This window comes from Saccharopolyspora sp. NPDC002376, assembly GCF_053593195.1.
The window spans coordinates 1-24,663 of record NZ_JBSFBZ010000008.1 but is presented as its reverse complement, the minus strand read 5'-3'; the positions used below and the strand labels follow the sequence as shown (position 1 = coordinate 24,663).

At 68.3% G+C, this 24,663-nt stretch carries 24 protein-coding genes; 12 read left to right on the top strand and 12 right to left on the bottom strand.

Annotated features, from left to right (window positions below):
• The first annotated feature begins 75 nt into the window (after nucleotides 1-75).
• Nucleotides 76-513 (top strand): hypothetical protein, encoded by a 438-nt coding sequence (locus tag ACWCO2_RS08320; protein ID WP_450127032.1) that lies wholly within the window; start codon nucleotides 76-78, stop codon nucleotides 511-513.
• 111 nt (nucleotides 514-624) lie between these two features.
• Here the strand turns inward: ACWCO2_RS08320 and ACWCO2_RS08315 are convergent, their stop codons facing one another.
• Nucleotides 625-1,077: a GtrA family protein gene (locus ACWCO2_RS08315; RefSeq protein WP_450127031.1), complete on the bottom strand. Its 453-nt coding sequence runs from the start codon at nucleotides 1,075-1,077 to the stop codon at nucleotides 625-627.
• Between the two features lie 452 nt (nucleotides 1,078-1,529).
• The gene (locus ACWCO2_RS08310; protein WP_450127030.1) at nucleotides 1,530-2,438 is read right to left on the bottom strand and encodes a sulfite exporter TauE/SafE family protein; all 909 of its coding nucleotides are present in this window, start codon (nucleotides 2,436-2,438) and stop codon (nucleotides 1,530-1,532) included.
• 735 nt (nucleotides 2,439-3,173) lie between these two features.
• Here ACWCO2_RS08310 and ACWCO2_RS08305 point away from each other — a divergent pair.
• Entirely contained in the window at nucleotides 3,174-3,962 is a 789-nt protein-coding gene (locus tag ACWCO2_RS08305; protein WP_450127029.1) for a M23 family metallopeptidase, read from the top strand.
• Nucleotides 3,963-4,051: 89 nt separating this feature from the next.
• Here ACWCO2_RS08305 and ACWCO2_RS08300 read toward each other — a convergent pair whose 3' ends face one another.
• From ACWCO2_RS08300 to ACWCO2_RS08285, 4 genes are all read right to left on the bottom strand, one after another.
• Entirely contained in the window at nucleotides 4,052-4,867 is an 816-nt protein-coding gene (locus ACWCO2_RS08300) for an RNA polymerase sigma factor SigF (protein ID WP_450127028.1), read from the bottom strand.
• Nucleotides 4,864-5,307 carry an ATP-binding protein gene (locus ACWCO2_RS08295; protein ID WP_450127027.1) on the bottom strand — a complete coding sequence of 148 codons (444 nt, stop codon included), beginning with the start codon at nucleotides 5,305-5,307 and terminating at the stop codon, nucleotides 4,864-4,866. The genes ACWCO2_RS08300 and ACWCO2_RS08295 overlap by 4 nt, the downstream gene beginning before the upstream one ends.
• A gap of 94 nt (nucleotides 5,308-5,401) precedes the next feature.
• Entirely contained in the window at nucleotides 5,402-6,031 is a 630-nt protein-coding gene (locus tag ACWCO2_RS08290; RefSeq protein ID WP_450127026.1) for a vitamin K epoxide reductase family protein, read from the bottom strand.
• A complete protein-coding gene (locus tag ACWCO2_RS08285; RefSeq protein WP_450127025.1) occupies nucleotides 6,028-6,783 on the bottom strand; it encodes a DsbA family protein in 756 nt (251 codons plus the stop codon). The genes ACWCO2_RS08290 and ACWCO2_RS08285 overlap by 4 nt, the downstream gene beginning before the upstream one ends.
• Nucleotides 6,784-6,944: 161 nt before the next feature.
• Between ACWCO2_RS08285 and ligD the strand changes: the two genes are divergently transcribed.
• Nucleotides 6,945-7,940: a non-homologous end-joining DNA ligase gene (gene ligD, locus ACWCO2_RS08280; RefSeq protein WP_450127024.1), complete on the top strand. Its 996-nt coding sequence runs from the start codon at nucleotides 6,945-6,947 to the stop codon at nucleotides 7,938-7,940.
• Nucleotides 7,941-8,224: 284 nt separating this feature from the next.
• On the opposite strand, the gene ACWCO2_RS08275 is transcribed toward ligD, so the two are convergent.
• Nucleotides 8,225-8,944: a GntR family transcriptional regulator gene (locus tag ACWCO2_RS08275; protein WP_450127023.1), complete on the bottom strand. Its 720-nt coding sequence runs from the start codon at nucleotides 8,942-8,944 to the stop codon at nucleotides 8,225-8,227.
• Between the two features lie 134 nt (nucleotides 8,945-9,078).
• Here ACWCO2_RS08275 and ACWCO2_RS08270 point away from each other — a divergent pair, with 134 nt between their 5' ends.
• Nucleotides 9,079-9,975 carry an acyl-CoA thioesterase gene (locus ACWCO2_RS08270; RefSeq protein ID WP_450127022.1) on the top strand — a complete coding sequence of 299 codons (897 nt, stop codon included), beginning with the start codon at nucleotides 9,079-9,081 and terminating at the stop codon, nucleotides 9,973-9,975.
• Between the two features lie 111 nt (nucleotides 9,976-10,086).
• Nucleotides 10,087-11,295 (top strand): PucR family transcriptional regulator, encoded by a 1,209-nt coding sequence (locus ACWCO2_RS08265; protein WP_450127021.1) that lies wholly within the window; start codon nucleotides 10,087-10,089, stop codon nucleotides 11,293-11,295.
• A 101-nt stretch (nucleotides 11,296-11,396) separates the two neighbouring features.
• Here the strand turns inward: ACWCO2_RS08265 and ACWCO2_RS08260 are convergent, their stop codons facing one another.
• On the bottom strand, nucleotides 11,397-11,798 hold the full coding sequence (locus ACWCO2_RS08260; RefSeq protein WP_450127020.1) for a hypothetical protein: 402 nt from the start codon (nucleotides 11,796-11,798) through the stop codon (nucleotides 11,397-11,399).
• A gap of 612 nt (nucleotides 11,799-12,410) precedes the next feature.
• Here ACWCO2_RS08260 and lpdA point away from each other — a divergent pair.
• The 4 genes from lpdA (at nucleotide 12,411) to ACWCO2_RS08240 (ending at nucleotide 17,599) form a co-directional block, all read left to right on the top strand.
• Nucleotides 12,411-13,871, top strand: coding sequence for a dihydrolipoyl dehydrogenase (gene lpdA / locus ACWCO2_RS08255; protein WP_450127019.1), 1,461 nt, complete (start codon nucleotides 12,411-12,413; stop codon nucleotides 13,869-13,871).
• Between the two features lie 224 nt (nucleotides 13,872-14,095).
• The gene (pdhA, locus tag ACWCO2_RS08250) at nucleotides 14,096-15,202 is read left to right on the top strand and encodes a pyruvate dehydrogenase (acetyl-transferring) E1 component subunit alpha (RefSeq protein WP_450127018.1); all 1,107 of its coding nucleotides are present in this window, start codon (nucleotides 14,096-14,098) and stop codon (nucleotides 15,200-15,202) included.
• A 137-nt stretch (nucleotides 15,203-15,339) separates the two neighbouring features.
• Nucleotides 15,340-16,335, top strand: a complete 996-nt coding sequence (locus tag ACWCO2_RS08245) for an alpha-ketoacid dehydrogenase subunit beta (RefSeq protein WP_450127017.1) — start codon at nucleotides 15,340-15,342, stop codon at nucleotides 16,333-16,335.
• Nucleotides 16,336-16,360: 25 nt separating this feature from the next.
• Entirely contained in the window at nucleotides 16,361-17,599 is a 1,239-nt protein-coding gene (locus tag ACWCO2_RS08240) for a dihydrolipoamide acetyltransferase family protein (protein WP_450127016.1), read from the top strand.
• A 108-nt stretch (nucleotides 17,600-17,707) separates the two neighbouring features.
• Here ACWCO2_RS08240 and ACWCO2_RS08235 read toward each other — a convergent pair whose 3' ends face one another.
• From ACWCO2_RS08235 to ACWCO2_RS08220, 4 genes are all read right to left on the bottom strand, one after another.
• Entirely contained in the window at nucleotides 17,708-18,547 is an 840-nt protein-coding gene (locus ACWCO2_RS08235; RefSeq protein WP_450127015.1) for a hypothetical protein, read from the bottom strand.
• A gap of 316 nt (nucleotides 18,548-18,863) precedes the next feature.
• Nucleotides 18,864-20,249 carry an aspartate aminotransferase family protein gene (locus ACWCO2_RS08230; RefSeq protein WP_450127014.1) on the bottom strand — a complete coding sequence of 462 codons (1,386 nt, stop codon included), beginning with the start codon at nucleotides 20,247-20,249 and terminating at the stop codon, nucleotides 18,864-18,866.
• A 102-nt stretch (nucleotides 20,250-20,351) separates the two neighbouring features.
• Nucleotides 20,352-20,840, bottom strand: a complete 489-nt coding sequence (locus ACWCO2_RS08225) for an Lrp/AsnC family transcriptional regulator (protein WP_450127013.1) — start codon at nucleotides 20,838-20,840, stop codon at nucleotides 20,352-20,354.
• A gap of 88 nt (nucleotides 20,841-20,928) precedes the next feature.
• Complete coding sequence (locus ACWCO2_RS08220; RefSeq protein ID WP_450127012.1) at nucleotides 20,929-21,948, bottom strand: iron-siderophore ABC transporter substrate-binding protein; 1,020 nt, start codon at nucleotides 21,946-21,948, stop codon at nucleotides 20,929-20,931.
• Nucleotides 21,949-22,114: 166 nt separating this feature from the next.
• Between ACWCO2_RS08220 and ACWCO2_RS08215 the strand changes: the two genes are divergently transcribed.
• The 3 genes from ACWCO2_RS08215 (at nucleotide 22,115) to ACWCO2_RS08205 (ending at nucleotide 24,577) form a co-directional block, all read left to right on the top strand.
• Nucleotides 22,115-22,324 carry a hypothetical protein gene (locus ACWCO2_RS08215; RefSeq protein ID WP_450127011.1) on the top strand — a complete coding sequence of 70 codons (210 nt, stop codon included), beginning with the start codon at nucleotides 22,115-22,117 and terminating at the stop codon, nucleotides 22,322-22,324.
• 78 nt (nucleotides 22,325-22,402) lie between these two features.
• Entirely contained in the window at nucleotides 22,403-23,161 is a 759-nt protein-coding gene (locus ACWCO2_RS08210; protein ID WP_450127010.1) for an EI24 domain-containing protein, read from the top strand.
• A gap of 120 nt (nucleotides 23,162-23,281) precedes the next feature.
• Entirely contained in the window at nucleotides 23,282-24,577 is a 1,296-nt protein-coding gene (locus ACWCO2_RS08205) for a M20 family metallopeptidase (protein WP_450127147.1), read from the top strand.
• Nucleotides 24,578-24,663 lie beyond the last annotated feature (86 nt).

The following is a 24,663-nucleotide window of genomic DNA, read 5'->3' as shown; positions in this document are numbered from 1 at the left end:
CCGATTCCGACTCCTCCGCCACAGCAACAGGTTTCGAACCCGACGCCTCAGCAAGCTCCGAATCGGCCTGGGGCTGTGCTTGGTGCTGCTGCGCTCGGGGGAATTGTTGCGCTGGTCGTGCTCGGGGTTGCCGTTTACACGTTGGTCGCCGGGCTTGCTGGGGCCAGTGGGGGCGGGGAGATCGCCGTCGTGCTGCTGACGTTCATCGTCGGCGCCGTTGGCGTCATGCACGTGCTCGGAGTTGTCCGGCTGCTGAATCCGCGGTTTCCCAACACCGGGACGATGGCGATGGCCGGGTGGATCACGGTGGCCGTCACCGGGTTCGGCGTGCTCCGTTCTTTCCTCGGGCGCGGTGATAGGCCGGACCTCACCACGATGTTGGTATGGGTCGTTCTGGCTGCCGCTGTGATCACGTTGATGGTGCTGATCACGCGTCCGTCCGTCACGCAGTGGGTGCAGGCGACCCACGCGCACTCCCGCCAGCTCGGCCGCTCCCCCGAACAACGCCGCTGACCGCGGAGGGCGTCCAAATTTCCTTAAAATTGGGAAGGTCTGGGACAGCGCCGGGGTGGGAAATTCCAAATTTGGGGAAATTTGGGAGGGTTCCGCCGGGGCGCGGGTGGGTCAGCGGTTCTGCTCGGGGAAGACCAGGCGGTCCACGAGGAAGAACTTGATCACGAACATCACCACGTAGGTGCCCAGGAACGCTCCCCAGACGACCGCCACCTGCGCGCTGCGGGCATCTGGGAACAGGGACCGGGCGAGGCTTTCGGCGTTGTGGGTGGCGAGGGCGGCCAGCAGGGCCGTGGTCACCGAAATGATCGCGTAGCGCAGGATTTCGCCGCGCAGGTTCGCTCGGTCGGTGCTGCCCCAGGTGCGTCGGTTGAGGGTGAAGTTCGGGATCGCGCCCGCCAGCCACGCCATGATCGTCGCCGCTACCGGTGCGGCGCCGAGGGAGTAGGCGAGCAGGAAGACGACCTGGCTGATCGCGGTGGCCACCACCGATGCCGCGGCGAACCGGCTGATCAGTCGCCAGTACCGCTTGGCACCAGTCGTCTCGGTGGCCTGCGGTGCCATCTCGCCTCCGTGGGATCCGCGTTCGGCCGAACGATACCCAGCGGCGCTTCGCGCGGGCGTGAGTGCTGGAGACATGAAACGTCGTGACCGAGGCGGATTGCACGGTTGCGCTGTGCTGATGTGGGTGCGGAGGATTGGGCCGCGTGGCGGCTGGAATATACCAACGAGCCGGTGCACACTTGACCGCGAAACGTTTGCGGCCGCGTTCAAAGGCCGCGGTACGGGGAGCGGTGCCCCGGGCGGGGAGTGCTGAACTCCTCACCCGGGGCACCTACCGTGTGTCGGGGGGCTTCCACACGGTCTACCGAACAGTAACTCGTTCGGTTGATCTCGGCGATACGGCACGTGGGTAAATCTTCGCTCAGAGTCAGCATTGCGTGGTCGCCGCTGAAGGTTGTGCTGAATTTTCGAAGGGGTGGCGGCTCTGGTGGAACCGTCACCCCGGTGCGAGGTCAGCTGCGCACTGCCTCCGCAGTCTCCGCCACCTCGTCGGTGTCCCCTGCGCGGCGCTCTGCGAGGTGAACTCGGACGGTGTAGGCGATGGCGGCCACCCAGGCCACGACGATCACCGAGTAGATGATCGCGTGGGACGGCCCGGGAAGGTCGAAGTCCTTGATCAGGGTCCGCGCGTTGGTGAACACGATCAGCCCGCCGGCTCCGACGCCGATCAGCCGCATCGGCACGATGCGCACCAGGTAGGCCGCCAGCGGCGCGGCGACCACGCCGCCCAGCAGCAGCGCACCCACGGTCGTCCAGGACAGGTTCTGGTGCGACAGGGCGAACAGGAAGCCCAGGCTCGCCGCGGCCGCGATCAGGAACTCGCTGGTGTCCACGGAGCCGATGACCTTGCGCGGTTCGACCCGACCGGTGCTCAGCAGCGTCGGGGTCGCCACCGGGCCCCAGCCGCCACCGCCGGTGGCGTCCACGAACCCGGCGACCAGGCCGAGCGGGGCGAGCAGCTTCGAGCTGACACCGGTGAGCTGTCGGCGGCGCAGCGGGCGGAAGGCGAATCGCGTGAGCACGTAGGCGCCGAGCACGAGCAGGATCGTCGACATCCACGGCTCGGCGGCCTCGGTGGAGAGGTTGCTGAGGACGGTGGCGCCGAGGAACGCGCCGATGGCGCCCGGCACGCCGAGCGTGATGACGACGCGCCAGTCCACGTTGCCGAACTTCCAGTGCGAGAGACCGGAGGCCAAGGAAGTGCCCAGCTCGGCGAGGTGCACCGAGGCTGAGGCCAGGGCCGGGCTCATCCCGGCGGCGAGCAAGATCGTTGTCGAAGTGACGCCGTAAGCCATGCCCAGGGATCCGTCGACCAGTTGCGCGACGAAACCGCCGAGCGCGAATATCAGGAACGCTTGCACGATGTTCTCCGAGGGTGCGAGGGGTGCCGAAACCGGCGCACGGGGGAACGCGCGCTGCGATGCGAAGCCGGAAACGGGGGAGTGGACGGTGCGAGCGGGGCTACCGCGCGCGCCGACACCCTGCGGAGGTGACGCGGCGGAGGTCGACGTGGAGGCGCTGCACGAGCAGCCGCCACTGATCACCAGGCGTCATGCGCGCCAGTGAAGCAGATCCTGCGGTTGAACGGCACCGGCTCTCAAAGTGCGGGAGGCCTGGAATCGCCGGTTCTTGTGCGCAAGGCCACTTCCAGCGCCGGATGATCTTCCGGGTGGAAGCTGCTCGCACTGTTCGCCGGGCTTGTGGCCGCAGTGTCCTCTGTGGACTGACGGGGCGACGGCGCCTTCTGGCGGGGTGGCGAGCCTTGATCCGCGATCGGGATGCGGACCTGCGAAAACCGGCCTCTCTCTGATCGTCTTCGCGGCGGATTGGATGGAAATGCCTCGCCGCGGCTTCTAAAGATGACGGCCGTTATCAGATGGTCATCTTTGTTGAACACTGAGAGTGATGATCTGCGTAGCCTCTGCGTCTTGATCTTCAGGTGAAAGGGCTATCGGTTGCGTCTGTTGATAACCCTCAGCTACTTTCACCGCTCGTACGTCACGGTTCGATCACGACGATGTCTCGCTCCCCCGAGAGGCATCACCCGCAATCCCCCGAGCGGGAAGTGGCCGGACCTCCCCGGACGGAAGGTGAGGATGGGCAAGCACAGCAAGGAGGGCGGCCATACCCCGAAGGCCGCCCTCCCGCTCCGGAACAAGGTCGTGGCCACACTGGTCGCCGGTGGCGCCTTCGCCGCCGTGGGGCAGCCGCTGGCCGCGGCCGACGGGCAGCCCAGCGGCCCCGAACGCAGCGCGGCCGTGAACCCGCTCTCCGCGAGCAAGAAGCTGAGCCTTGCGGTCAACGGAACGTCGACCAGCCCGGCCTCGGTCAAGCTGCTCGCCGCCGAGACCTCGACCGACTCGGTGGAGGAGTCCCGCCAGGTCGACAAGGCCGAGGCCATCGAGAAGGAGCACGAGGAGGCCGAGCAGGCCCGCCAGGAGGCCGAGCGCGCCGCTGCCGAGGCCAAGCGCGCCGAGGAAGAAGCGGCCCGCAAGGCCGCGAACGGCTTCGTCAAGCCCGCGGAAGGCACCTTCACCTCCGGCTTCGGTGCCCGCTGGGGCACCAGCCACAAAGGGATCGACATCGCCAACAGCATCGGCACCCCGATCCTGTCGGTGGCCGCCGGCGCCGTGATCGACGCCGGCCCGGCCAGCGGCTTCGGCCAGTGGATCCGGGTGAAGCACAACGACGGCACGGTCACCGTCTACGGCCACATCAACACCATCGACGTCAGCGTCGGCCAGGAGGTCGGTGCCGGCGAGCAGATCGCCACGATGGGCAACCGCGGCCAGTCCACCGGTCCGCACCTGCACTTCGAGGTAATCGTGGGTGGCGCCAAGATCAACCCGGTGTCGTGGCTGAACGAGCGCGGCATCGAGGTCTGACCACCTCCCCCCGAGCTGCCGCCCGGGACCCGACTCCCCCGACGGGTCCCGGGCGGTTCCCCATCCCAGGCCCGTTCTCACGAGGATGATCAGTCTGCTGCTGTTTTGGCTGGTTTTTCTTCTTCGAGGCGTTGGCGGAGCCAGATGAGGGTTCTGGAGAGCAAGCGCGAGACGTGCATCTGGGAGATGCCGATCTGCTCGGCTATCTGGGTCTGGGTCATGCCGCGGAAGAAGCGCATCACCAGGATCCGGCGTTCCCGGTCCGGCAGGCCCTGCAGCAGCGGGCGCACCATCTCGCGGTTCTCCACCTCGGCGAGTTCGGCGTCGTCGGAGCCGATCGCATCGCCCAGCGGGATCTCGTCGGTGTCGGTGAGCAGCTCGTCCAGGGAAGCGCTGCGGTAGGCGTTGCCCGCCTCCAGTCCCCGGTACACGTCGTCGGTGCTGATGTTGAGGTGCTTGGCCAGCTCGCTCGGAGTCGGGGCGCGGCCCAGCTCCTGCGACAGGCGGGCGATCGCCGCCGACACCGACAGGTGCAGTTCCTGCAGGCGGCGCGGCATCCGCACCGCCCAGCCGGTGTCGCGGAAGTGCCTGCGAACCTCGCCCATGATCGTCGGCACCGCGTAGGACAGGAAGTCCACACCGCGGGTCGGGTCGAAGCGGTCCACCGCGTTGATCAGCCCCAGGGTGGCCACCTGGGTCAGGTCCTCCTGCGATTCGCCGCGGTGGCTGAAGCGGCGGGCGATGTGCTCGGCCACCGGCAGGTGCTCGGTGACCAGCTTGTCCCGGAGCGCGGAGTGGCGAGGGTCCTGCTTGCTCAGCTTCGCGAGCTCGCCGAAGAGCGGCGCCAGCCGGTCGTAGCGCTCGTTGCGCGAATGCCCCGTCGGCTTGGATTCCGCTCGTCTCACACGTGTGCCGTCCGTCCCTTGGTCAATTCGATCCGCACCAGGTGGCTGCCGTTGGCGGCAGCGGGATCCGACTCGACCGAGGTTGACACAACGTCCGCAAGAGCGCTTAGCACGCGCCAGCTGAAAGTATCTTTGCGCGGGCCGAAGGCGTCGTCGCTGAGCACTTCGGCGGTGACCGACAGGACGTCGCCCGCGGTGTGGAACCGGCACACCAAGGTGGCTTCCGGTGCGGCCAGCCGGACCAGCGAGGAGCAGGCCTCGTCCACCGCCAGCCGCAGGTCGGCGATCGAGTCGACGTCGTAGTCGGCGCGCATCGCGAGGTCGCCGACCACCGCGCGCATCACCGCCAGCTGGGCGGGTTCGGCCGAGATGCGGACCTCGACCACGTTCGCCGCGGATGTCATCGGCTCGCCCCTCGCGACCTCGCGTTCCACGCTCATCCCGGGCCACCTCGTCTCGGTCGGTGCGGCGCGACCAATCACTCGCAGTCACCTGCGTACCCGAGCCCCGCACCGAACAAACGGGCGCTCCCGGCTACAGGAGGCTGCTCCAGTAGTCCCAGAAGCGCAGCAGCACCAGGACCACGATCACCAGATACCACAGGACCAGCACGACGCTGTGGACCCTGGCCAGCGCCACGCCGACGGACTGGCCGCCACCGAAGTTGCCCGCGGTGAGGTTGTGCAGCGTGGTGTACCAGAACAGGGGGATTGACACGGCCCACACGATCATGCAGTACGGGCACAGCGCGCCGATCTCGTAGAGGCTCTGCACCACCAACCAGTGGATGAAGGCCACCGCGAGCGTGGTGCCGAGCTGCATGCCCAGCCAGAACCAGCGCGGCGGGCGGAAACCCGCCAGCACCGCGACCCCGGTCGTGACCACGACCGGGAACGCGGCGACCCCGATCAGCGGGTTCGGGAAGCCCAGCACCGCGGCCTGGGCGCTGTCCATCACCGAACCGCAGGAGATGATCGGGTTGATGCTGCAGGTCGGCACGTAGCCGGGGTTGGTCAGCTTCGCCAGCTTCTCGACGATCAGCGCGAACGAGCCGGCCAACCCGATGAGTCCGCCCACGACGTAGAGCCAGCCCAGGCCTCGGGGCCGCGGGGCAGTGCTGGGTGCACCGGTCTCGGTGCCTTCAACGGCGTGGGCGGCGCTCACTTGCCCAGCTCCGAGTCCAGCTTGCTGCGGAAGGCCTGGTCGAGCTGGTCGTAGGTCTTCACATCATCGCCCGGCTTGAACTGCCGGCCGTTGATGAAGAGCGTCGGCGTGCTGGTGACCCCGGCCTTCTGGCCGTCCGCCACGTCGGCGTCGATCTTGGCGTTGACCTGCGGGGAGTTCACGTCCGCGCGGAACTTGTCCATGTCCAGGCCGATCTGCTGGGCGTACTGCTCGAACAGCCCGCGGGCCTTGGCCTCGTCGTTGCTGACCTGGCCGTCCGGAGTGATCGCCCACGCCTCGTAGTTGTCGTAGATGGCGTGGTACATCTCCTTGAACTTGCCCTGCAGCGCGGCGGCTTCGGTGGCCTGCGCGGCCGGTCGGGCCAGCGGGTGCATGTTGTCCAGGGGGAAGTTGCGCGCGACGAAGGTGATCTTGCCGGCGTAGTCGGCTTCGATCTTGTGGGTTAACTGCGTGTAGTAGCTCCAGCAGGCCGGGCACTGGAAGTCGAAGAACTCGACCACGGTGACCTTGCTGTCGGGCGTGTCGACGAGCACGTTGCTGTCCGGCTTGCGCAGCAGCTCGGCGGCCACCGGAGGACCGGAGTCCTCGTTGGTGCCGCTGCCGCCACCGCGGTTGAACCACAGCACGCCGCCGATCACCAGCACGGCGACGACCAGCACGGCGGCGGTGAGGATGACGTTGGTGGACAGTCCGCTTCCCTTCTTGGACAGCGGATTCTTTTGCTTCGACATCGGGTGCTTTCACCTTCGGACAGGGCCAGGGGAGTAATTCCAGTTTCTCGCATTCACTCGTTCGTGAAGCTGTGCGGGGGTGGAACTCACAGACCGTTCACAGCAAGTTCTCAGCTTCCGGGTGGTTTGCGGTTCGCCGGAGGTCGGGTACGCATGATTCGATGAGCGATCCGCTGCGCTTGGTCGACCGCGCTGAACAGGGCAGACTCCGGTCCTGGGGCGGTGGCACCTGGCACGAGCCGGCGCTGGCCACCCTGACCCACCACCGGTTCTCCGACTCCGGCTGGATCTTTGAGCGCAAGCTCGACGGGGTCCGGGTGATCGCGGGCTGCGACGGCGGCCGCCCTGTGCTGTGGTCGCGCAGCCGCAAGCGCGTCGACGCGGCCTACCCGGAGGTCGTCGACGCGCTAGCCGAGCAGGGCGCGGACCAGTTCGTGATCGACGGCGAGGTGGTCGCCTTCGAGGGCGACCGGACCAGCTTCGCCCGGCTGCAGAAGCGGATCCACCTCACCGACCCGAAGGCGGCCAGGCGCACCGGGGTGACGATCTACTACTACGCGTTCGACCTGATCGCCTTCGGCGGCGTGGACCTGACCGGGCTGTCGCTGCGCACCCGCAAACGGCTGTTGCGGGAGTGCTTCGAGTTCACCGATCCGCTGCGGTTCAGCGCGCACCGGGTCGGCACCGGCGAGGAGTTCTTCCGCGAGGCGTGCCGACGCGGGTGGGAAGGGTTGATCGCCAAGCGCGCGGACCGGCCCTACCGCGGCGGCCGCGGCCGGGACTGGCTGAAGCTCAAGTGCGTCGCCGATCAGGAGTTCGTCATCGGCGGGTTCACCGACCCGAAAGGCTCCCGGTTCGGCTTCGGAGCCCTGCTGGTCGGCTACTACCAAGGCGATCGACTGCGCTACGCGGGCAAGGTCGGCACCGGATACGACGAGCGGACGCTGCGGAACCTCCGGACCGAGCTCGACGCCCGGTCCCGGAACACCTCACCGTTCGCCGACGAGGTCACCGAACCAGCGGTGCACTGGGTGTCGCCGGACCTGGTGGCGCAGATCGGTTTCACCGAGTGGACCGACGACGGCAAGCTCCGCCATCCCCGATTTTCCGGACTGCGCAACGACAAACTCCCCGAAGACGTCGTCCGCGAAGCCTGACGCCGGGCACCGAGAAATTGCGCCCTTGCGTCAGCGGGCGATCTCGATGGAGGTGTCGCTGGCTGCCGGTTGTACCGGTAGTCGAGTTTCCCCAGGATTGGGGCTCCACGTCGCGAGCAGGACGGTCGACACGACCATCATCAACGTTCCGACAACCGACACGATCGTGCGGCTGTTGCTCTGCATGGCGTGGGCCCCAACTTTCTTGCGCAGGGATGAGGTGGGTTGTGAGGACGCCTAGAACGGGTGTCTCACCCCGGATGTCGCCGCAAGGGGGGACAGCGTTAGCCATCCGCGTCGTTGTTCCTGGTGTGATGCGGAACTCCCTGGCGTGGGGTGCTTTCCGTGCCTGACGACCACAGCCCCAGTTGCTGCAGGTGGTGGATCAGCAACTCCCCGGTGTGGGCCACGTGCTTGTGCATCGCGGCGCGCGCGCCGATCGGGTTGTGCTGCTGCAGCGCGATCAGCAGCGCCTGATGGTCGGTGACCGCCATCTCGCGCCAGCCGGGCACCGACGCGGCGACGTGCTGCGGCGCGTAGCGCACCGCGATTCCCAGGAACCACGACAGTTTCGGCGATTCCGCGATCCGCCACAGCTGCGCATGGAACCGGGCCACCAGGCCGCCGACGTCGGCCAGCACGAACTGCGCCGTCAGTCGCATCTCCTCCATCAGCTCGGCGAGTTCGGCGAGCTGCTCGGCCTCGATCCGCTGCGCGGCGCGGGCGGCCAGCTCCCCGGCGAGGCTGGCCTGCAGGCAGTGGGCGTCGGCGAAGTCGTGGCGGCTCAGCGGCGCCACGGTGAACCCGCGCCGCGGTTCCAGGTCCACGAATCCCTCGCCGCGCAACGCCAATAGCGCTTCACGCACCGGCGTGACGCTGACGCCGAGGTTGTCGGCGAGCCGTTCCAGATGCAGGTGATCGCCCGCCCGGAGCCGGCCGGTCATGATCCACTCGCGCAGTCGACCGGCCAGCTCGTCGGGCAGCCGCGGAGACTGGGCGTGCATCGCCGCGTTGATCACCGCTCGGATGCCTCCCGCGCAGCGCCGGTCGGAGACGTCGCAGCGGTCCGCGCGTCAGAGGTTGTGTCGCCTGTCACGGGCAACTTGATACCACCTGTCGGGAGTAGTTGGTTCTGGCCATGGACGTTCCTCGCCTGCTGAACCTGCTCGACCTCGCCGAGCTGGGCACCGACAGGTTCCTGGGCAGCACCCAGCCGCTGCCCGAACACCGCACCTTCGGCGGCTTGCTGCTGGCCCAGTCGATCGCCGCGGCGGGTCGCACGGTGCTCGCGGACCGGCCGGTGCACTCGATGCACGCGCTGTTCGTGCGAGCCGCCGACCCGACCCGTCCGATCGAGTACGCAGTGGACCGGATCCGGGACGGCGGGGCGACCTCGTCCCGCCGGGTGGTCGCCGGTCAGGACGGGGTGGAGGTGTTCACCGCGCTGGTGTCCTTCCAGCGCGACCGCGACGGATTGCGGCACCAGGCGGACTTCCCGCCCGCGACCGCGCCCGAGGAGCTGCTGCCGCTGCACGAGCGGTTCGCCGACTCCGACGTGCCGATCCCGGACTGGTGGCGCCTGCCGAGGGCGATCGAACTGCGCCACGTCGACAAGACGCCGTACCCGCCGCCGGTCGAGCCCAGCCACTCGCGCCACCTCGTGTGGATGCGGGTGCCGGAGAAGCTGCCGGACGATCCTGCCGCCCGTCGCCCGACCACCACCCCCCAAGGAGGCGCTCCGCACCGCGGACTTTTTGACGCCTGCGCGCTGGCCTACGCCTCGGACATGACGTTGCTGGAGCCGGTGTTCCTGCTGCACGGCGTCGACCGGCATGCGACGGGGGTTCAGCTGGTCAGCCTGGATCACGCGATGTGGTTCCACGAGGACCTCCGAGCCGATGAGTGGCTGCTCTACGACCAGGACTGCCCGGTGGCGGCGGGCGGCCGAGTCCTTGGACGCGGCAACGTCTTCGACCGTTCCGGCCGTCACGTCGCAACAGTCGTCCAGGAGGGCCTCCTGCGCATCCAGCGCTGAACCGGAGGTCTGCAGTTTCAATTGAAACTGTGATCCGCCGTGGGTGGGATTTACAGTTTCAATTGAAACTGTGGTCTCGAGACGCCGGTTCCGGGCGGTATCGTTCCAGGTGTGGTAGTTGATCCTGCCGAGAACGCCGCTGATGTCACGCACGCGCTGGCCGGAGCCCGGCTCCAGGACTTGCCGACGCTGACCGAGCGGCTGATGGGTGCCATCTTCACCGACAACCCCGAGTGGACCGACTACAGCCCGGTCCCGAAGGAAGATCTGTGGGAGGGCTGTCGCAAGTACCTGGAACGCATCCTGCACATCCTCAGCGGTGCGGTCGCCGGTCCGGACGGTGACGACGTGGCCGCCGCGATCGGCCGTCGCCGCGCCGAGCAGGGTGTGCCGCTGGAGGTGATGCTGCGGACCTTCCGGCTCGGCGGCCGGATCGTCTGGGAGTCGCTGGTCGACCAGGCCCACCAGGACGGTGCGGATCCGGACGCGATGCTGGGGGTGGCGACCTCGATATGGACGGTGATCGACGGCCTGTCCTCGACGCTGTCGACGTCCTACCGCAACACCGAGCTGGAGCGGGTGCGCCGAGACGACCAGCGTCGGCACGCCCTGGTGGAGGACCTGCTGGCCGGTCGCGCGCGCGACATCGCCTTCGCGCAGCGCACCGCCAAGGAGCTGGACCTGCCCACCAGCGGCGCCTACCTGGTGATCGTCGCGGAGATGACCGACGACAGCGGGTTCGCCCTGCGCGGGCAGCAGGACGTGCTGAGCGCGCTGCACATCCGATCGGTGTGGCAGGTGCGGGCCGACTCGCTGGTCGGCCTGGTCGCCCTGGAACAGCGGCACAAGGAACTCGTGCTGGACACACTGCGCCCGATGGCGCGCGGCCGAGTGGCGGTGTCGCCGACGGTGCGGGGGCTGGCCGAGGTCGGCCTGGCCCACCAGCTCGCGCTGACCACGCTGGGGACGTCCTCCTACGGCACCTCGGAGCTGGTGACCCTGGAGGAACGGTTCCCTGAGGCGCTGCTGGTGCAGTCGCCGGACCTGGCGCAGCGCCTGCTGGAGTCGCAGCTGGGCCCGGTGCTGGAGCTGCCGGTGCGGGAGCGGGACATGCTGCTGGAGACCCTGGCGGCGTGGCTGGAGGAGAACTGCTCGACGGCCAACGCGGCGGTCCGCCTGCACTGCCACCGCAACACGGTCCTGAACCGCCTGCACCGCATCACGTCGCTGATCGGCATGTCACTGTACGGCCGTACGGCCTACGTCTCGCTGTCCCTGGCCCTGTCGGCCCTCCGCCTCCGCGATGGCCTGCGCGACTGAACGCCAGGCTTTCGGCGGTAGCCGGGTGTCGATCGGGATGGAGCCCGCGGCGTAGCCGCATTGGTCGAGGAGCTGGCCCATCAGCTTCACCAGGCGCAGGGTCACCGCCCGGCCCACCAGCTGGCGGTATCCGTGATCGGGTCACGGTTCGACGCGACCAGCGGGCCACCATCTCTGCTCGGCCGTTCCACCAACTCCGGCGCGTTCATCGCTTGCAAAACCAAGCGACTAGGCGTGCCGGCCTTGACGGTGGATGCGGCCTGCACATCGCAGTGGTGTCCTCGCTGGTGTTGTTCGGCGGCGCTTTTCCGCTTCTCGCAGAAGGACTTTCGGCGCTGGGAAGTCTGACCGCCGTGCCGTGGATCGCCGCTGGAACCGCTGTCATCACCCTGCTGGGCAAGCGCCGCTGAACGGAGGACTCGACGATGATCGCTTTGTCGACGCTGCTGGGCGACGCTCGTGCGCTGCACCCGGATCTGGTGCGGATCCGCCGCGATCTGCACCGGAATCCGGAGCTGGGGCTGGAATTGCCGCGCACTCAGGAGCGCGTTCTGTCCGAATTGGACGGTCTGGAGCCTCGGACGACCACTCGCTGCAAGCGGTCTTCGACGACCAGGTCCTGGCCGACGGAGCAGCGGCCTACGCGGCCCTAGCGGTGCAACGCCAGAAGCAACCGGCCTGAGAATCTGTTTCCAACCTCGTTTTGCGTGGCGGTGCGGGTGGTGGAACCTCGGAGCTTGTCTTTGATCCTGGTTTTTGATCTTTTGCTAGTGCTGCGAGGAGGACGTTTCGCTGTGCAACGGCGGCAGTCGGGCGAATGCGACTTTTCGGCACGCTGGGTGTCGGGTCGGTGCGGGACTGACTCGACTCCTGGGGTTTTACGCCCGGGGGCCCGCGTGGCGCGTGACGGCAATCTCAGCCACGGACGGTAATGTCCGCGTTACATGTTGTGTGCGTCACGCTGCGAAATGTGCGGTGTGCACAGTGGCGCCAGAAGAAGTCTGGGCGAGCGGGCATAGCGCGGAAGTGGTCGTTCTCACGACACTCTGAGTAAGAATGCCCGCTCGATCCGGGCTTTCCATAACCGGCGCGTGCGTTCAAAGGAGCACAGCGAAGTGCAGGAGTTCGACCTTCTCGTGGTGGGTGGCGGCCCCGGTGGGTACGTCGCCGCGATCCGGGCCGCGCAGCGCGGCCTCTCGGTCGGCGTGGTGGAAAAGGAGCGGCCCGGCGGGGTCTGCTTGAACTGGGGCTGCATCCCGACCAAGGCGATGCTGCGTTCGGCCGAGGTTTACGAGACCGTGCTGCACGCTGCCGACTTCGGGATCAACGTCGAGAACGTGAGCGTCGACTATGACGCCGTCCGACGTCGCAAGAGCAGCGTCGTCAAGGGCCTCACTGACGGCGTCGCCGGCCTGCTCAAGGCCAACGGTGTCACCGTCATCAACGGCCACGCCCGGTTCACCGGCCCGACCACCGTGGACGTCTACGCCACCGGTGAGTCGCCGCTGGGCGCCGAGGGCCCGCGCTACGCCGCCGAGCCGGCCGGTGCCAAGCCGATCGAGCAGGTCAAGGCCCGCGACATCATCATCGCCACCGGCTCGGTCCCCGTGCAGCTGCCGCTGCCCGGTGCGGACCTGCCCGGTGTGATCACCTCCGACGGCGCCTTCGGCCTGACCGAGGTGCCCAAGCGCATCGCCATCATCGGGGGCAGCGCAGTCGGCGCCGAGTGGGCGACGCTGTTCGCCACCCTCGGCAGCGAGGTCAGCATCATCGAGATGCAGAAGACCCTGGTGCCCGCCGAGGACGTCGAGGTCGGCAAGGCCCTGGGCCGCTCGTTCACCAAGCGCGGCATCAAGGTCCTCACCGAGGCCACCGTCTCCCGCGTCGACCAGGCCGCCGACGGCCTGAAGGTCACCGTGGACGGCGCCAAGCCGCAGCAGATCGACGCCGACGTGGTGCTGGTCGGGGTCGGCCGCAAGCCCAACACCGCCAGCCTGGACCTGGAAAAGACCGGGGTCGCCACCAGCGAGCGCGGTTTCATCAGCGTCGACGAGAAGCTGCGCACCAGCGTCGAGCACGTCTACGCGATCGGTGACGTCACCGGCAAGGCGCTGCTCGCGCACGTCGCGTCCCACCAGGGCATCGTGGCGGCCGAGACGATCGCCGGGCACCACGGCGCGATCGACTACAACGTCATCCCGGCGGCGACCTTCACCCACCCGGAGATCGCCAGCGTCGGCCTCACCGAGGCGCAGGCCAAGGAAGCCGGGCACGACGTCGTCGCCGCGAAGTTCCCGTTCGCCGCGCTGGGCCGCGCCCAGAGCTACGGCGACACCGAGGGCTTCATGAAGATCGTCGCCGGCAAGAAGTACGGCGAGGTCCTGGGCGTGCACATCATCGGGCACTCGGCCAGCGACCTGATCACCGAAGGCGCGCTGGCGATGTCTCTGGAGGCCACCCTCGACGAGCTCGCCGAGACCATCCACGCGCACCCGACTCTGGGCGAGGTCGGCATGGAGGCCGCGATGGCGGCCCTCGGCCTGCCGGTCCACGTCGCACCGCCGAAGAAGCGCTGAGCACGGAATCGAACTCCAGAAGCGGCCTGCGTAGCGGTGCCAGTAGCGGAACCTCAGACGCCGTCTCACTCCGGGAGCCCCGACATCATGAATGCAAATTCACCACGTCGGAGCTGTCCTCGCGAGACGACGTCTGAGAACCCGCGGCGGTGCCGGGTGAGCAGCCCCGCACCGCAAGCGGCTACCGCCGCTTCTGAATACAGTCGATCGAAAAGGGGACTGTGATGGCAACGACAGCCACGCGCAGCAAGCCGGCCACCCGCAGCACCGCCAAGTCGCGGCGCAGCAGCAGTGCGGTACGCGGCTCCGGCGGCGGACGCTTCGCCGGGGAGTCGCCGGAGCTGCTCCAGGACTACTTCCACGAGATGACCCTGATCCGCCGCTTCGAGGAGCGCGCGGCCCAGGGCTACACCCAGGCCAAGATCGGCGGGTACTGCCACCTCAACCTCGGTGAGGAAGCAACCGTCGTCGGCCTGATGCGCGCCCTGCGCAAGTCCGACCTGCTGTTCACCAACTACCGCGAGCACGGCTACGCACTGGCCAAGGGCATCGAGCCCGGCCGCGTGATGGCCGAGCTGTACGGCCGCACCACCGGCACCTCCAAGGGCTGGGGCGGCTCGATGCACATGTTCGACGTGGAGGCCGGGCTGCTCGGCGGCTACGGCATCGTGGGCGGCCAGATCCCGCTGGCCACCGGTGCCGCGCTGGCCATCGACTACCGCGACGGCGACCAGGTCGTGATGTGCCAGATGGGCGACGGCACCACCAATATCGGTGCGTTCCACGAGGCGCTGAACATCGCCGCGCTGTGGAACCTGCCGGTCGTCTTCGTGGTGATCAACAACCAGCTCGGCATGGGCACCACGGTCGACAAGTCCTCCGCGGAGCCGGAGCTGTTCAAGCGCGCCTCGGCCTACAAGATGCCCGGCGAGCGGGTGGACGGCAACGACGTGCTGGCGGTCCGCGAGGCGGCCACCCGCCTGGTCGAGCAGGCCCGCAACGGCGGCGGCCCGGCCCTGCTGGAGTGCGTCAGCGAGCGGCTGAAGGGCCACTCGGTGGTCGACCCGGCCAAGTACCGCAGCGAGGAGTCGGTCGAGAAGGCCAAGGAAGCCGACCCGGTCGCCGCTTTCCGCGCCCAGCTGATCGAGGCTGGTGTCCTGGACGAGGCCGCCGCCGTGGAAATCGAGCGCAAGGCGCAGGCCGAGGCCGACGCGGCGGTCGCGTTCGCCGACGACAGCCCGCACCCGGATCCGTCGACGCTGTTCGACTACACCTACGCCACCCCGGTGGCCAACGATTCGCGACGGCTTCCCGCCGACCCGGTCTTCTGACGCCACTCCGGGTTTTCCGCGAAAGTTCTCGTCGCGGTATTTGCGACACCCCGCCACTTGATCCGTGAGTGTTTTGGGCCGCTACAGCGGCCCAAAACACTCAAGGTCTCCATTGCTCTTTTCCAGGAGAAACACCCTTGGCCGTCATCACGTACCGCCAAGCGTTGCACGACACGCTTCGCGAGGAAATGCTGCGCGATGAGGACGTCTTCCTCATCGGCGAGGAAATCGGGGTCTTCGAGGGCTCCTACAAGATCACCGCTGGTCTGCTCAAGGAGTTCGGCGAGAAGCGGGTGCGCGACACCCCGATCGCCGAGGAGGGCTTCGTCGGTGCCGCGGTCGGTGCGGCCATGCTGGGCCTGCGTCCGGTCGTCGAACTGATGACGATCAACTTCTCGCTGGTCGCGCTGGACCAGATCGTCAACCACGCGGCCAAGATCTACGGCATGTTCGGCGGCCAGACCTCCGTGCCGATGGTCCTGCGCACGCCGGGCGGCGGTGGCCAGCAGCTGGGCGCCACCCACTCGCAGAACATCGAGCTGTACTACGCCTTCGTGCCGGGCCTGAAGGTCGTCGCGCCGAGCACGCCCGCCGACGCCAAGGCGCTGCTGCTGGCTTCGATGCGGGACAACGACCCGGTGCTGTTCCTGGAGAACCTGGCGCTCTACAACACCAAGGGCGAGGTTCCCGACGTCGTCGAGCCGGCCGAGATCGGCAAGGCGAAGGTGACCCGCGAGGGCACCGACATCACCATCATCGGCTACTCCCGGATGGCGCTGGTGGCCCAGCAGGTCGCCGACAAGCTGCACGCCGAGGAGGGCATCAACGCCGAGGTCGTGGACCTGCGCAGCTTGCGGCCGCTGGACCGGCAGACCATTGTGGACTCCGTGCGCAAGACCGGCTGCGCCGTCGTCGCGGAGGACGACTGGCTGACCTACGGCATCGGCGCGGAGATCGCCGCGTCCATCTCGGACGGTGCGTTCGACTACCTCGACGCCCCGGTCCGCCGCGTCGCGGCGGCGGAGGTGCCGCTGCCCTACGCCAAGCCGCTGGAGCGCGCCGCGCTCCCGTCCGCTGAGTCCCTGACGACTGCCATCCACCAGACCCTGGACGCGGTCGGTCGACGCCGCTGAGGCCTGTGCTCACCCGAGGAAGACGATGACTGAGATTCAGATGCCGAGGCTCTCCGACACCATGGAGGAGGGCGTGATCTCGACCTGGCGCAAGAAGGTCGGCGACCAGGTCAGCCGCGGCGAGGTGGTCGCGGAGATCGAGACCGACAAGGCCCTCATGGAGCTGGAGGCCTACGACGACGGGGTGCTGGAGAAGATCCTCGTCGACGAGGGCGCGACGGTGCCGATCGGCACCCCGATCGCGGTCCTCGGCGACGGCTCCGGCGCTGCGGCGGAAGCCGCTTCCGCTCCGGCCCCCGCTGCTGAGGCCCCGGCCCCAGCCGCCGAGCCCGCTGCGGCTGCTCCGGCTGCCGCCCCGGCTGCGCCCGCTGAGCCGGGTTCCAAGCCGAAGGCGTCGCCGCTGGCCAAGGCGGTCGCCAAGGAGAAGGGCGTCGACCTCGCCGCGGTGCAGGGCACCGGCCCCGGTGGCCGGATCATCCGCGCCGACATCGAGGCCGCCGCTGCTGCCGCCCCGAGCGCTCCGGCCGCCGCCCCCGCTGCTGCTCCGGCCGCCCCGGTTGCCGCGGTGAGCGAGGACGTCGAGGAGATCCCGCTCAACAAGATCCAGAAGGTGAGCGCCAAGCGCCTGACGGAGAGCAAGCAGCAGGCTCCGCACTTCTACCTGACCAGCGCCATCGACGTCACCGAGCTGATGTCGTTCCGCGGCAACCTCAACGAGCGGCTGCAGGCCGCGGGCGGCCCGAAGGTCAGCGTCAACGACCTGGTCGTCAAGGCCGTGGCCACCGCGCTGCGTGCGAACCCGTCGGTGAACGTCTCGTTCGCCGGGGACAAGCTGCTGCAGCACAAGCGGATCAACCTCGGCGTCGCAGTGGCGATCGAGGGCGGTCTGGTGGTGCCGGTGGTCAAGGACGCCGACCGCAAGAGCGTCTCGGAGATCGCCACCGAGAGCCGCGAGCTGGCCGGGCGCGCCCGCGAGGGCAAGCTGAAGCTGGACGAGATGTCCGGCGGCACCTTCTCGATCTCCAACCTGGGCATGTTCGGCATCGAGCAGTTCAGCGCGGTGATCAACCCGCCGGAGGCGGCGATCCTGGCGGTCGGCGCGGCCCGCGACGAGGTGCAGGTCCGCGACGGCGAGTTCGTGGCCCGCAAGATCCTGCGCGTGACCCTGTCGGCGGACCACCGCGCGGTGGACGGCGCAGTCGGCGCGGCGTTCCTGCAGCAGCTGACCGGGCTGCTCGAGGACCCGATCCGCATCATCGCCTGATCATCGATTGACCAAGGCCCCTTCCGCGAAGACCCCGACTCTCGCGGAAGGGGCCTTTTTCACGCCCCGACTCCCGGTCCGCGCTCGGCACGTCGAACCAGCCAGCCGTCAGTGCGCGGGGACCTGAGCGGTGTCCTCTTGGTACGCGCGGGTGAGTTCCGGGGCGTAGGCCAGGAAGAGCTGGAGGATGCTGATCGGGGCTCCGACCGGACTCGGCAGGGCCAGGTCGTGGGCCACGTGGGCGCCTCGGTGGGTGGGAACCGGCGTGGTCACGTCGGTGAACCAGCGCAGGAAGTCGACCGGCGTCAGCGGGATTCCCGTGGCCTGGCCCAGGTTTTCGTTGAGCATCAGCAGTGCGGCCTGGGGGTTGCGGAGCATCCAGCGGTAGAACTCGCTGAACTGGTAGATCTGCCAGTCGACCCGGGTCGGGCGGGCGCCGTTCGCCTCGGCCAGGCGCAAACCGTGTTCGGTCGAGGCCTGTTCGGCGTTGCCCCACGCCGGGTCGTGCGTCCAGCGATCGGTCAGCTCACCGCGCTGCATGCGGCGGAGGTAGTCGGCCCACAGGTGCGATCCCGGGTTGCCGCCGTCGTCATCGGAGACGCCGAGGGCCATCGCGGTGCCGCGCTCGATGCCTTCCAGGATCCCGGCGTCGACGTGCGAAACCCAGGAACCCCGCTCTCCGAAGCCCTTCTCGATGAAGAAGCTGATGATCCCCTCGATGTTGCGCCAGTGCCGGAAACCTGGGATGTACTCCGCCGAAACCCGGTCCTGCACGGCGCGGACGAACGCGAGCCGCTCGGTCAGCGGCATCCCCTCCAGCTCGGCCGCAGTGCAGTCCAAAGTGGACGCACACGGTCGGCCGGTGCTCCCCTGCGCGCTCGCCGGAATCGGCAGTGCGGCAAGGGCGAGTGCGAGCAGCAGGGGCACTAGGCGGGCGCCAACGGCCACGGAGATCCTCCTCGATCTGGACATCGAGGAGGAAGTGAACCACCAAGACGATCATCCGACGCCCAAGCTGCCATATCACCCACAAGTTTTCACCGGATCGGGCCAGTCTCGCGCGTGGGGGAACCACAGTTTCAATTGAAACTGTGATCCGTCGTGCCTGGGATTTACAGTTTCAATTGAAACTGTGGTCCACTGGCGTGTCGGGACCCGACATGCCAGTGGGTGTGGACAACTGGCCGGGGCTGGGGAGAAAATCCGCGATTTCAATGGAAATCAGACGTCTGATTTCCATTGAAATCGCGGGACTTCGGGGTCGTCAGAGCTTGGTCCAGGCTTCGGTGAGGACGGAGCGGAGGATCTGCTCGACCTCGTCGAAGTGGTCCTGGGTGCAGATCAGCGGCGGGGCCAGCTGGATCACCGGTTCCGCGCGGTCGTCGGCGCGGCAGTACAGGCCCGCTTCGAACAGGGCGGGGGAGACGAAGCCCTGCAGCACGCGCTCGGCGTCGGCAGCGGTGAACGTCTCCTTGGTCGTCTTGTCCTTGACCAGCTCGATGCCGTAGAAGTACCCGGCGCCGCGGATGTCGCCGACGATCGGCAGGTCCAGGAGCTTGTCCAAGGTGGCGCGGAAGTTCGCCTCGTTGGCGCGGACCTGGCCGTAGAGGTCCTCGGACTCCATCAAATCCAGGTTGGCCGTGGCGACCGCGCAGGCCACCGGGTGTCCGCCGTAGGTCGAGCCGTGCGTGAAACTGCTGTCGCCGGACAGGAACGGCGTCATCAGCCGCTCGTCGGCGATCATCGCGCCGAGCGGGGCGTAGCCGGACGTCAGACCCTTGGCCACCGTGATGATGTCCGGCTGGTAGCCGTAGCGGTTCGCACCGAAGTCGTGGCCCAGCCGGCCGTACGCGCAGATCACCTCGTCGGAGACCAGCAGCACGTCGTGCTCGGTGCAGATCTCCCGGACGCGCTGCCAGTAGCCGGGCGGCGGCGGGAAGCAGCCGCCGGTGTTCTGCAGCGGTTCCAGGAACACCGCGGCCACCGTGTCCGCGCCTTCCCGCTCGATCGCGCGGGCGATCTCCTCGGCCGCCCAAATGCCGAAAGCCTCGTAGTCGTCGGCGAAAACCGGCGCCCGGTAGAAGTTGGTGTTGGGCACCTTGATGGTGCTGGGCACCAGCGGCTCGAAATCCTGCTTGGCGCCGGGAATTCCGGTGATGGACAGCGCGCCCTGGGACGTGCCGTGGTAGGCCAGCGACCGGCTGATCACCTTGTGCTTGCCGGGTTTTCCGGTCTTGCGGAAGTACTGCTTGGCCAGCTTCCAGGCGGTTTCGACGGCCTCGCCGCCACCGCTGGTGAAGAACACCCGGTTCAGGTCTCCGGGCGCCTGGGTGGCGATCCGCTCGGCGAGTTCGACCGCGCTGGGGTGCGCGTGCGACCACAGCGGGAAGTAGGCGAGCTGCTTGGTCTGCCGCGCCGCTGCCTCGGCGAGCTCTTCGCGGCCGTGCCCGACCTGGACGGCGAACAGCCCGGCCAGGCCGTCGAAGTAGCGCTTACCGCGCTCGTCGTAGATGTAGGGGCCCTCGCCGCGCGTGATCACCGGGATCTCGCTGTCGGCGTAGCCGCCGTGCTGGGCGAAGTGCAGCCACAGGTGGTCCCGGGCCCGGTCGCCGAGCGTGCGGTTCGCGGCGGGGTGCTCTGTCGCGGTCATAATCAACCTCGCATCAATCATCGTCTGCGGAATCCACAGTATCTGAGACTGATGACAACGAAAACCGAAGCTTTGGATGCTTGATGCAAGTGATCTAGTTGTTCAGTGGGTTCCCCAGGTGTAGGTCTGCTTGCGCAGCTTGAGGTAGACGAAGGTTTCGGTGCTGGTCACCGCGTCCAGGCTGCGGATCCGCTGGTTGATCACTTCCAGCAGCTGTTCGTCGTCCCGGCAGACCACCTCGACGAGCAGGTCGAACGACCCGGCGGTGATCACCACGTACTCGATCTCCGGGATCTCCGCTAGCGCGTCGGCGACCAGCTGCGCGTCGCCGGAGACGTTCACGCCGATCATGGCCTGGCGCAGGAAGCCCAGCTGAAGCGGATCGGTGACGCCGACGATCTGCACCAATCCGGTGTCCAGCAGTCGCTGAACCCGCTGGCGCACCGCGGCCTCGGACAGGCCGACGGCCTTGCCGATCGCGGCGTAAGAGCGACGCCCGTCCTGTTGCAGCTGCTCGATGATCTGCTTGGACACATCGTCCACCGGCGCGGGCGTTTTCGCGTCGGAGCTGTCCTGATCCCTGCGTGTCACAGCGACGTATCGTTGTCGCTGGCCGCGCCGGGTGCAAACTCCCGAGTCACAGGGGGTCCCGGGGTGTGAGACCGGGACCCCCTGCGCGTCAGCTGAGCGCCTCGACGAGCTTCGGTGTGAGGTGGTCCAGGACGAACGGGATGCTCGAGACCGTGGCCGAGCCGAGGGCCATGGTCAGGTCGTAGTCGTCGAGCAGGACCAGGCCGCCGCGCTTGGCCGCCGGGAGGTTATTCAGCAGCGGGTCCTTGCGGACCGCGTCCACGTCGGCGGCCTTCGCCGTGGTGACGATGACGACGTCGGCGTCCAGCAGCGAGACCTGCTCCTTGCTGATCTTGACGTTGAACTTGCCGCCGCTGTCCAGACCTTCGATGGCCGGGGACAACCGCAGGCCCAGCTGCTCCAGCAGCGCGGTCCGGGCGTCTTGCTTGGTGTAGGCCGCGTAGGTGCCCGCCGAGTCGGTGCGGACCGTGACGTGCGTCTTGCCCTGGAACAGCTCGTTCGCGTCGCGGGTCTGGTCGATGCGCGCCTGGGTGTCGGCGACGAGCTTGGCGACCTCGTCCTGCTTGCCCAGCGCCTGGCCGATCGTCTCGGCCTGCACCCGCCAGTTCACCCCGTAGTCGATCGCGTTCGGCGGCTGCGCCACCACCGGGTTGAAGCTGGTCAGGCGGTTGTACTGCTCCTGGGTCAGCGCGCTCTGCAGCGCGATCATGACGTCGGGGGTCAGCGCGATGACGCCCTCCGCGTCGACCTCGCTGCCGAAGATCTTCGGCTTCTCGCCGCGCAACATCGGCTCCACCCACGGGCCGACGCCGCTGTCCCACGGGCCCCACTGGGTCAGCCCGGCCGGGATGACGCCCAGCGGCAGCAGCACGTCGTGGTCGGTGATGCCGAGGCTGACGATGCGCTGCGGGGCGGCCTTGATCTCCGCGGTCCCGTACCGGTTCGGGATGCTGGTCGGGAAGCCCGGTCCGCCCTGCGGGGCGTCGCCCTCACTCGGGGCGCCGCTGGTGCCGCAGGCCGCCAGCCCGGCGGCGAGCACGCCGGTCGCGCCGATCAGGAAGCCCCGGCGGCCGAACCTGCTGCTGGCAAGAGCTGGGGGAGGAGTCATCTCCGCGTCCTTCGTAGTCCGGCATTTCGTCGGAAGGAAGGCTAACCTAACTTCGCCTGCGGGTGATCCGTTGGTGAACTGGATCACCTGGGTGCGGCGGAGGCGTATCGTTGTCGGGGAGCGATCGCACGTTTACTGTGCGCAATCAATTGGCGTTGGAGTCGCGATGAGTGACGATGACGTTTTCGACCGCCGCTGGGTGCTCACGGAGGACGAGCTGCTGCGGATGCTCTGGCGCAGCCACGCCGGGGAGAACCCCGACGTCCTGCTGGTGGAGCTGCACGCCAACCGCCAGCCCGACCGGCGAAATCCGGGGCCGTTCGGCGCGCGCACGCCCAAGTCCACGCGGCACAAGCGCCATCGCGTGGTGCACTGATCGCCCGATCCGCTCCGGGGCACCTTCCGTTGCCGGTACGGTGGGCATTGATCAACGCCGTACTGGAGACATGCCCTGATGAGTTCGTTCACCGCCGGATCCCGTGCCCTGGGCACCGGATTCGGCATCATCGCGCGCCGACCGAAACTGCTGGTCCTCGGTGCGCTGCCCGCGCTGATCAGCGCCGCGCTGCTGCTCGGTTTCCTCGGCGCGCTCATCTACTACAGCGGTGACCTGGTCAGCTGGATGACACCGTTCGCCGACGGCTGGGGCGATGTCGGACGTCGAGCGCTGCGGATCCTGGTGGGGATCGCGCTGGTCGGTTCGGCCGCGCTGCTGGCCTCGGTGTCGTTCATCGCGATCACGCTGCTCATCGGTGGACCGTTCTACGAGCACATCGCCGAGAAGGCGGAGGAGGAGCTCGGGCTCGACACCTCCGACGACGGCGCGGGCGTGCTGCGGCAGGTCGGGCGCGGGGTGCGGGACTCGGTGAAGCTGGTGCTGATCGCGCTGGTCGGGGCGATCCTGCTGTTCGCGATCGGGTTCATCCCGGTGGCCGGGCAGATCGCGGTGCTGGTGCTCGGCGCGCTGTTCGGGGCGTGGCTGGTCACGGTGGAGATGGTCGGTCTGGTCTTCGCGCGACGCGGCCTGAAGCTCGCCGACCGCCGCCGGGAACTGCGCCGGCACCGGGCCGCGGTGTTCGGCTTCGGCCTGCCGACGTACCTGCTCTGCCTGATCCCGGTGCTGCAACTGGTGGTGATCCCGTCGGCGGTGGTCGGCGGAACCCTTCTGGCCCACCAGGTCCTCGACCCCGCCCGAACCGGGGCTCGGCGCTGAGCTGGGCGTCCAAATTTCCCTAAAGTTGGGAACCTCCCGTCGCCGGGCGCTAGGTGGTGCGTCAGTTCGATGCGGGGTGGGGGCGAAAACAGGCTTTAGAGTCGGGGTGTGACGAAGCCCGTGCAGCCGGATGACTCCTACCTCCGCGCCGTTTCCGCCGCTACCGAGCGGGCCGTGGCCGCCGCTGAGCCGATCCGCTCCGAGCACGCCGGGGCCGACGCGGAGCTGTGCGCCGAGGTCGAGGTCTGGGTGGATGGTCATGCGGACGAACTCGTCGGGTTGAGCCGGGATCTGCACGCGCATCCCGAAGAGGCCTTCGCCGAGCACCGGTCCGCAGCGCAGGCCGCTGAGCTGCTGCGTCGTCATGGGCACGACGTCGAGGTGGGCGTCGGCGGGCTGGACACCGCTTTGCGTGCCGTGGTGGGTACCGGTGGGCCGCACGTCGCGGTGCTGGCGGAGTACGACGCGCTGCCGGGTATCGGGCACGGGTGCGGGCACAACATCATCTGCTCGGCTGCGGTGGGCGGGTTCCTCGCCGCCGCGTCGGCGATGCCCGGGGGACGGGTGAGCCTGTTCGGCACTCCGGCTGAAGAAGGCGGTGGCGGCAAGGAGCACCTGGCCCGGTCGGGGCTGTTCGACGACGTCGACGCCGTGGTGATGCTGCACCCGTTCTCGCACGACATCGCCACCCACCCGTTCCTCGGGCGACGCCAGCTCGAGGTGGTGTTCCACGGCGTGGCCGCGCACGCCGCCGCGCAACCGTTCATGGGGCGAAACGCCCTCGACGCGGTGGTGGCGACCTACCAGGGCGTCGCGGCGATGCGTCAGCACATGCCTTCGACGGACCGCGTGCACGGGATCATCACCGACGGCGGCAAGCGCCCCAACGTGGTGCCGGACCGCGCGGCGGCGCTGTTCTACGTGCGGTCCGCCGAGCCCGGATCGCTGCGAGACCTGGCGTCCCGGATCGAGGCCATCGCGCACGGCGCGGCGTCGATGACGGGCTGCGGCGTGGAGCTGAACTGGGACAACAACCCGGCCTACCTGCCAATCCGGCACAACGACACGCTGGCCGCGCGCTGGGCCGAACACCAAGCCCGCCGCGGCCGGACGTCGCTGCCGCGCGGCGTGGTCCCGGAGTACCTGACGGGCTCGACGGACCTCGGAAACCTCAGCTACCGAGTCCCGGCGATCCACCCGATGATCGGCCTCGGGGACCCGAACCTGGCCCTCCACACGGAAGAATTCGCCGCCGCAGCGGCCTCAGACGCCGGAGACCGAGCAGTCATCGACGGAGCAATCGGCCTAGCCCTGACCACAGTGGACTACCTAACCGACGACTCCCTCCGAACCGCAGTCCAAGCCGAGTTCCAGTCCGCAGGCGGCCCCCTGGACATCCCCCATTACTTCGCCTGACCAGGCTTCGTCACCCTCGGGGGGTGGTCAATTTCGCGAGAAATTGACGTTCACCCGGGTGACGGTCAATTTCTCGCGAAATTGAC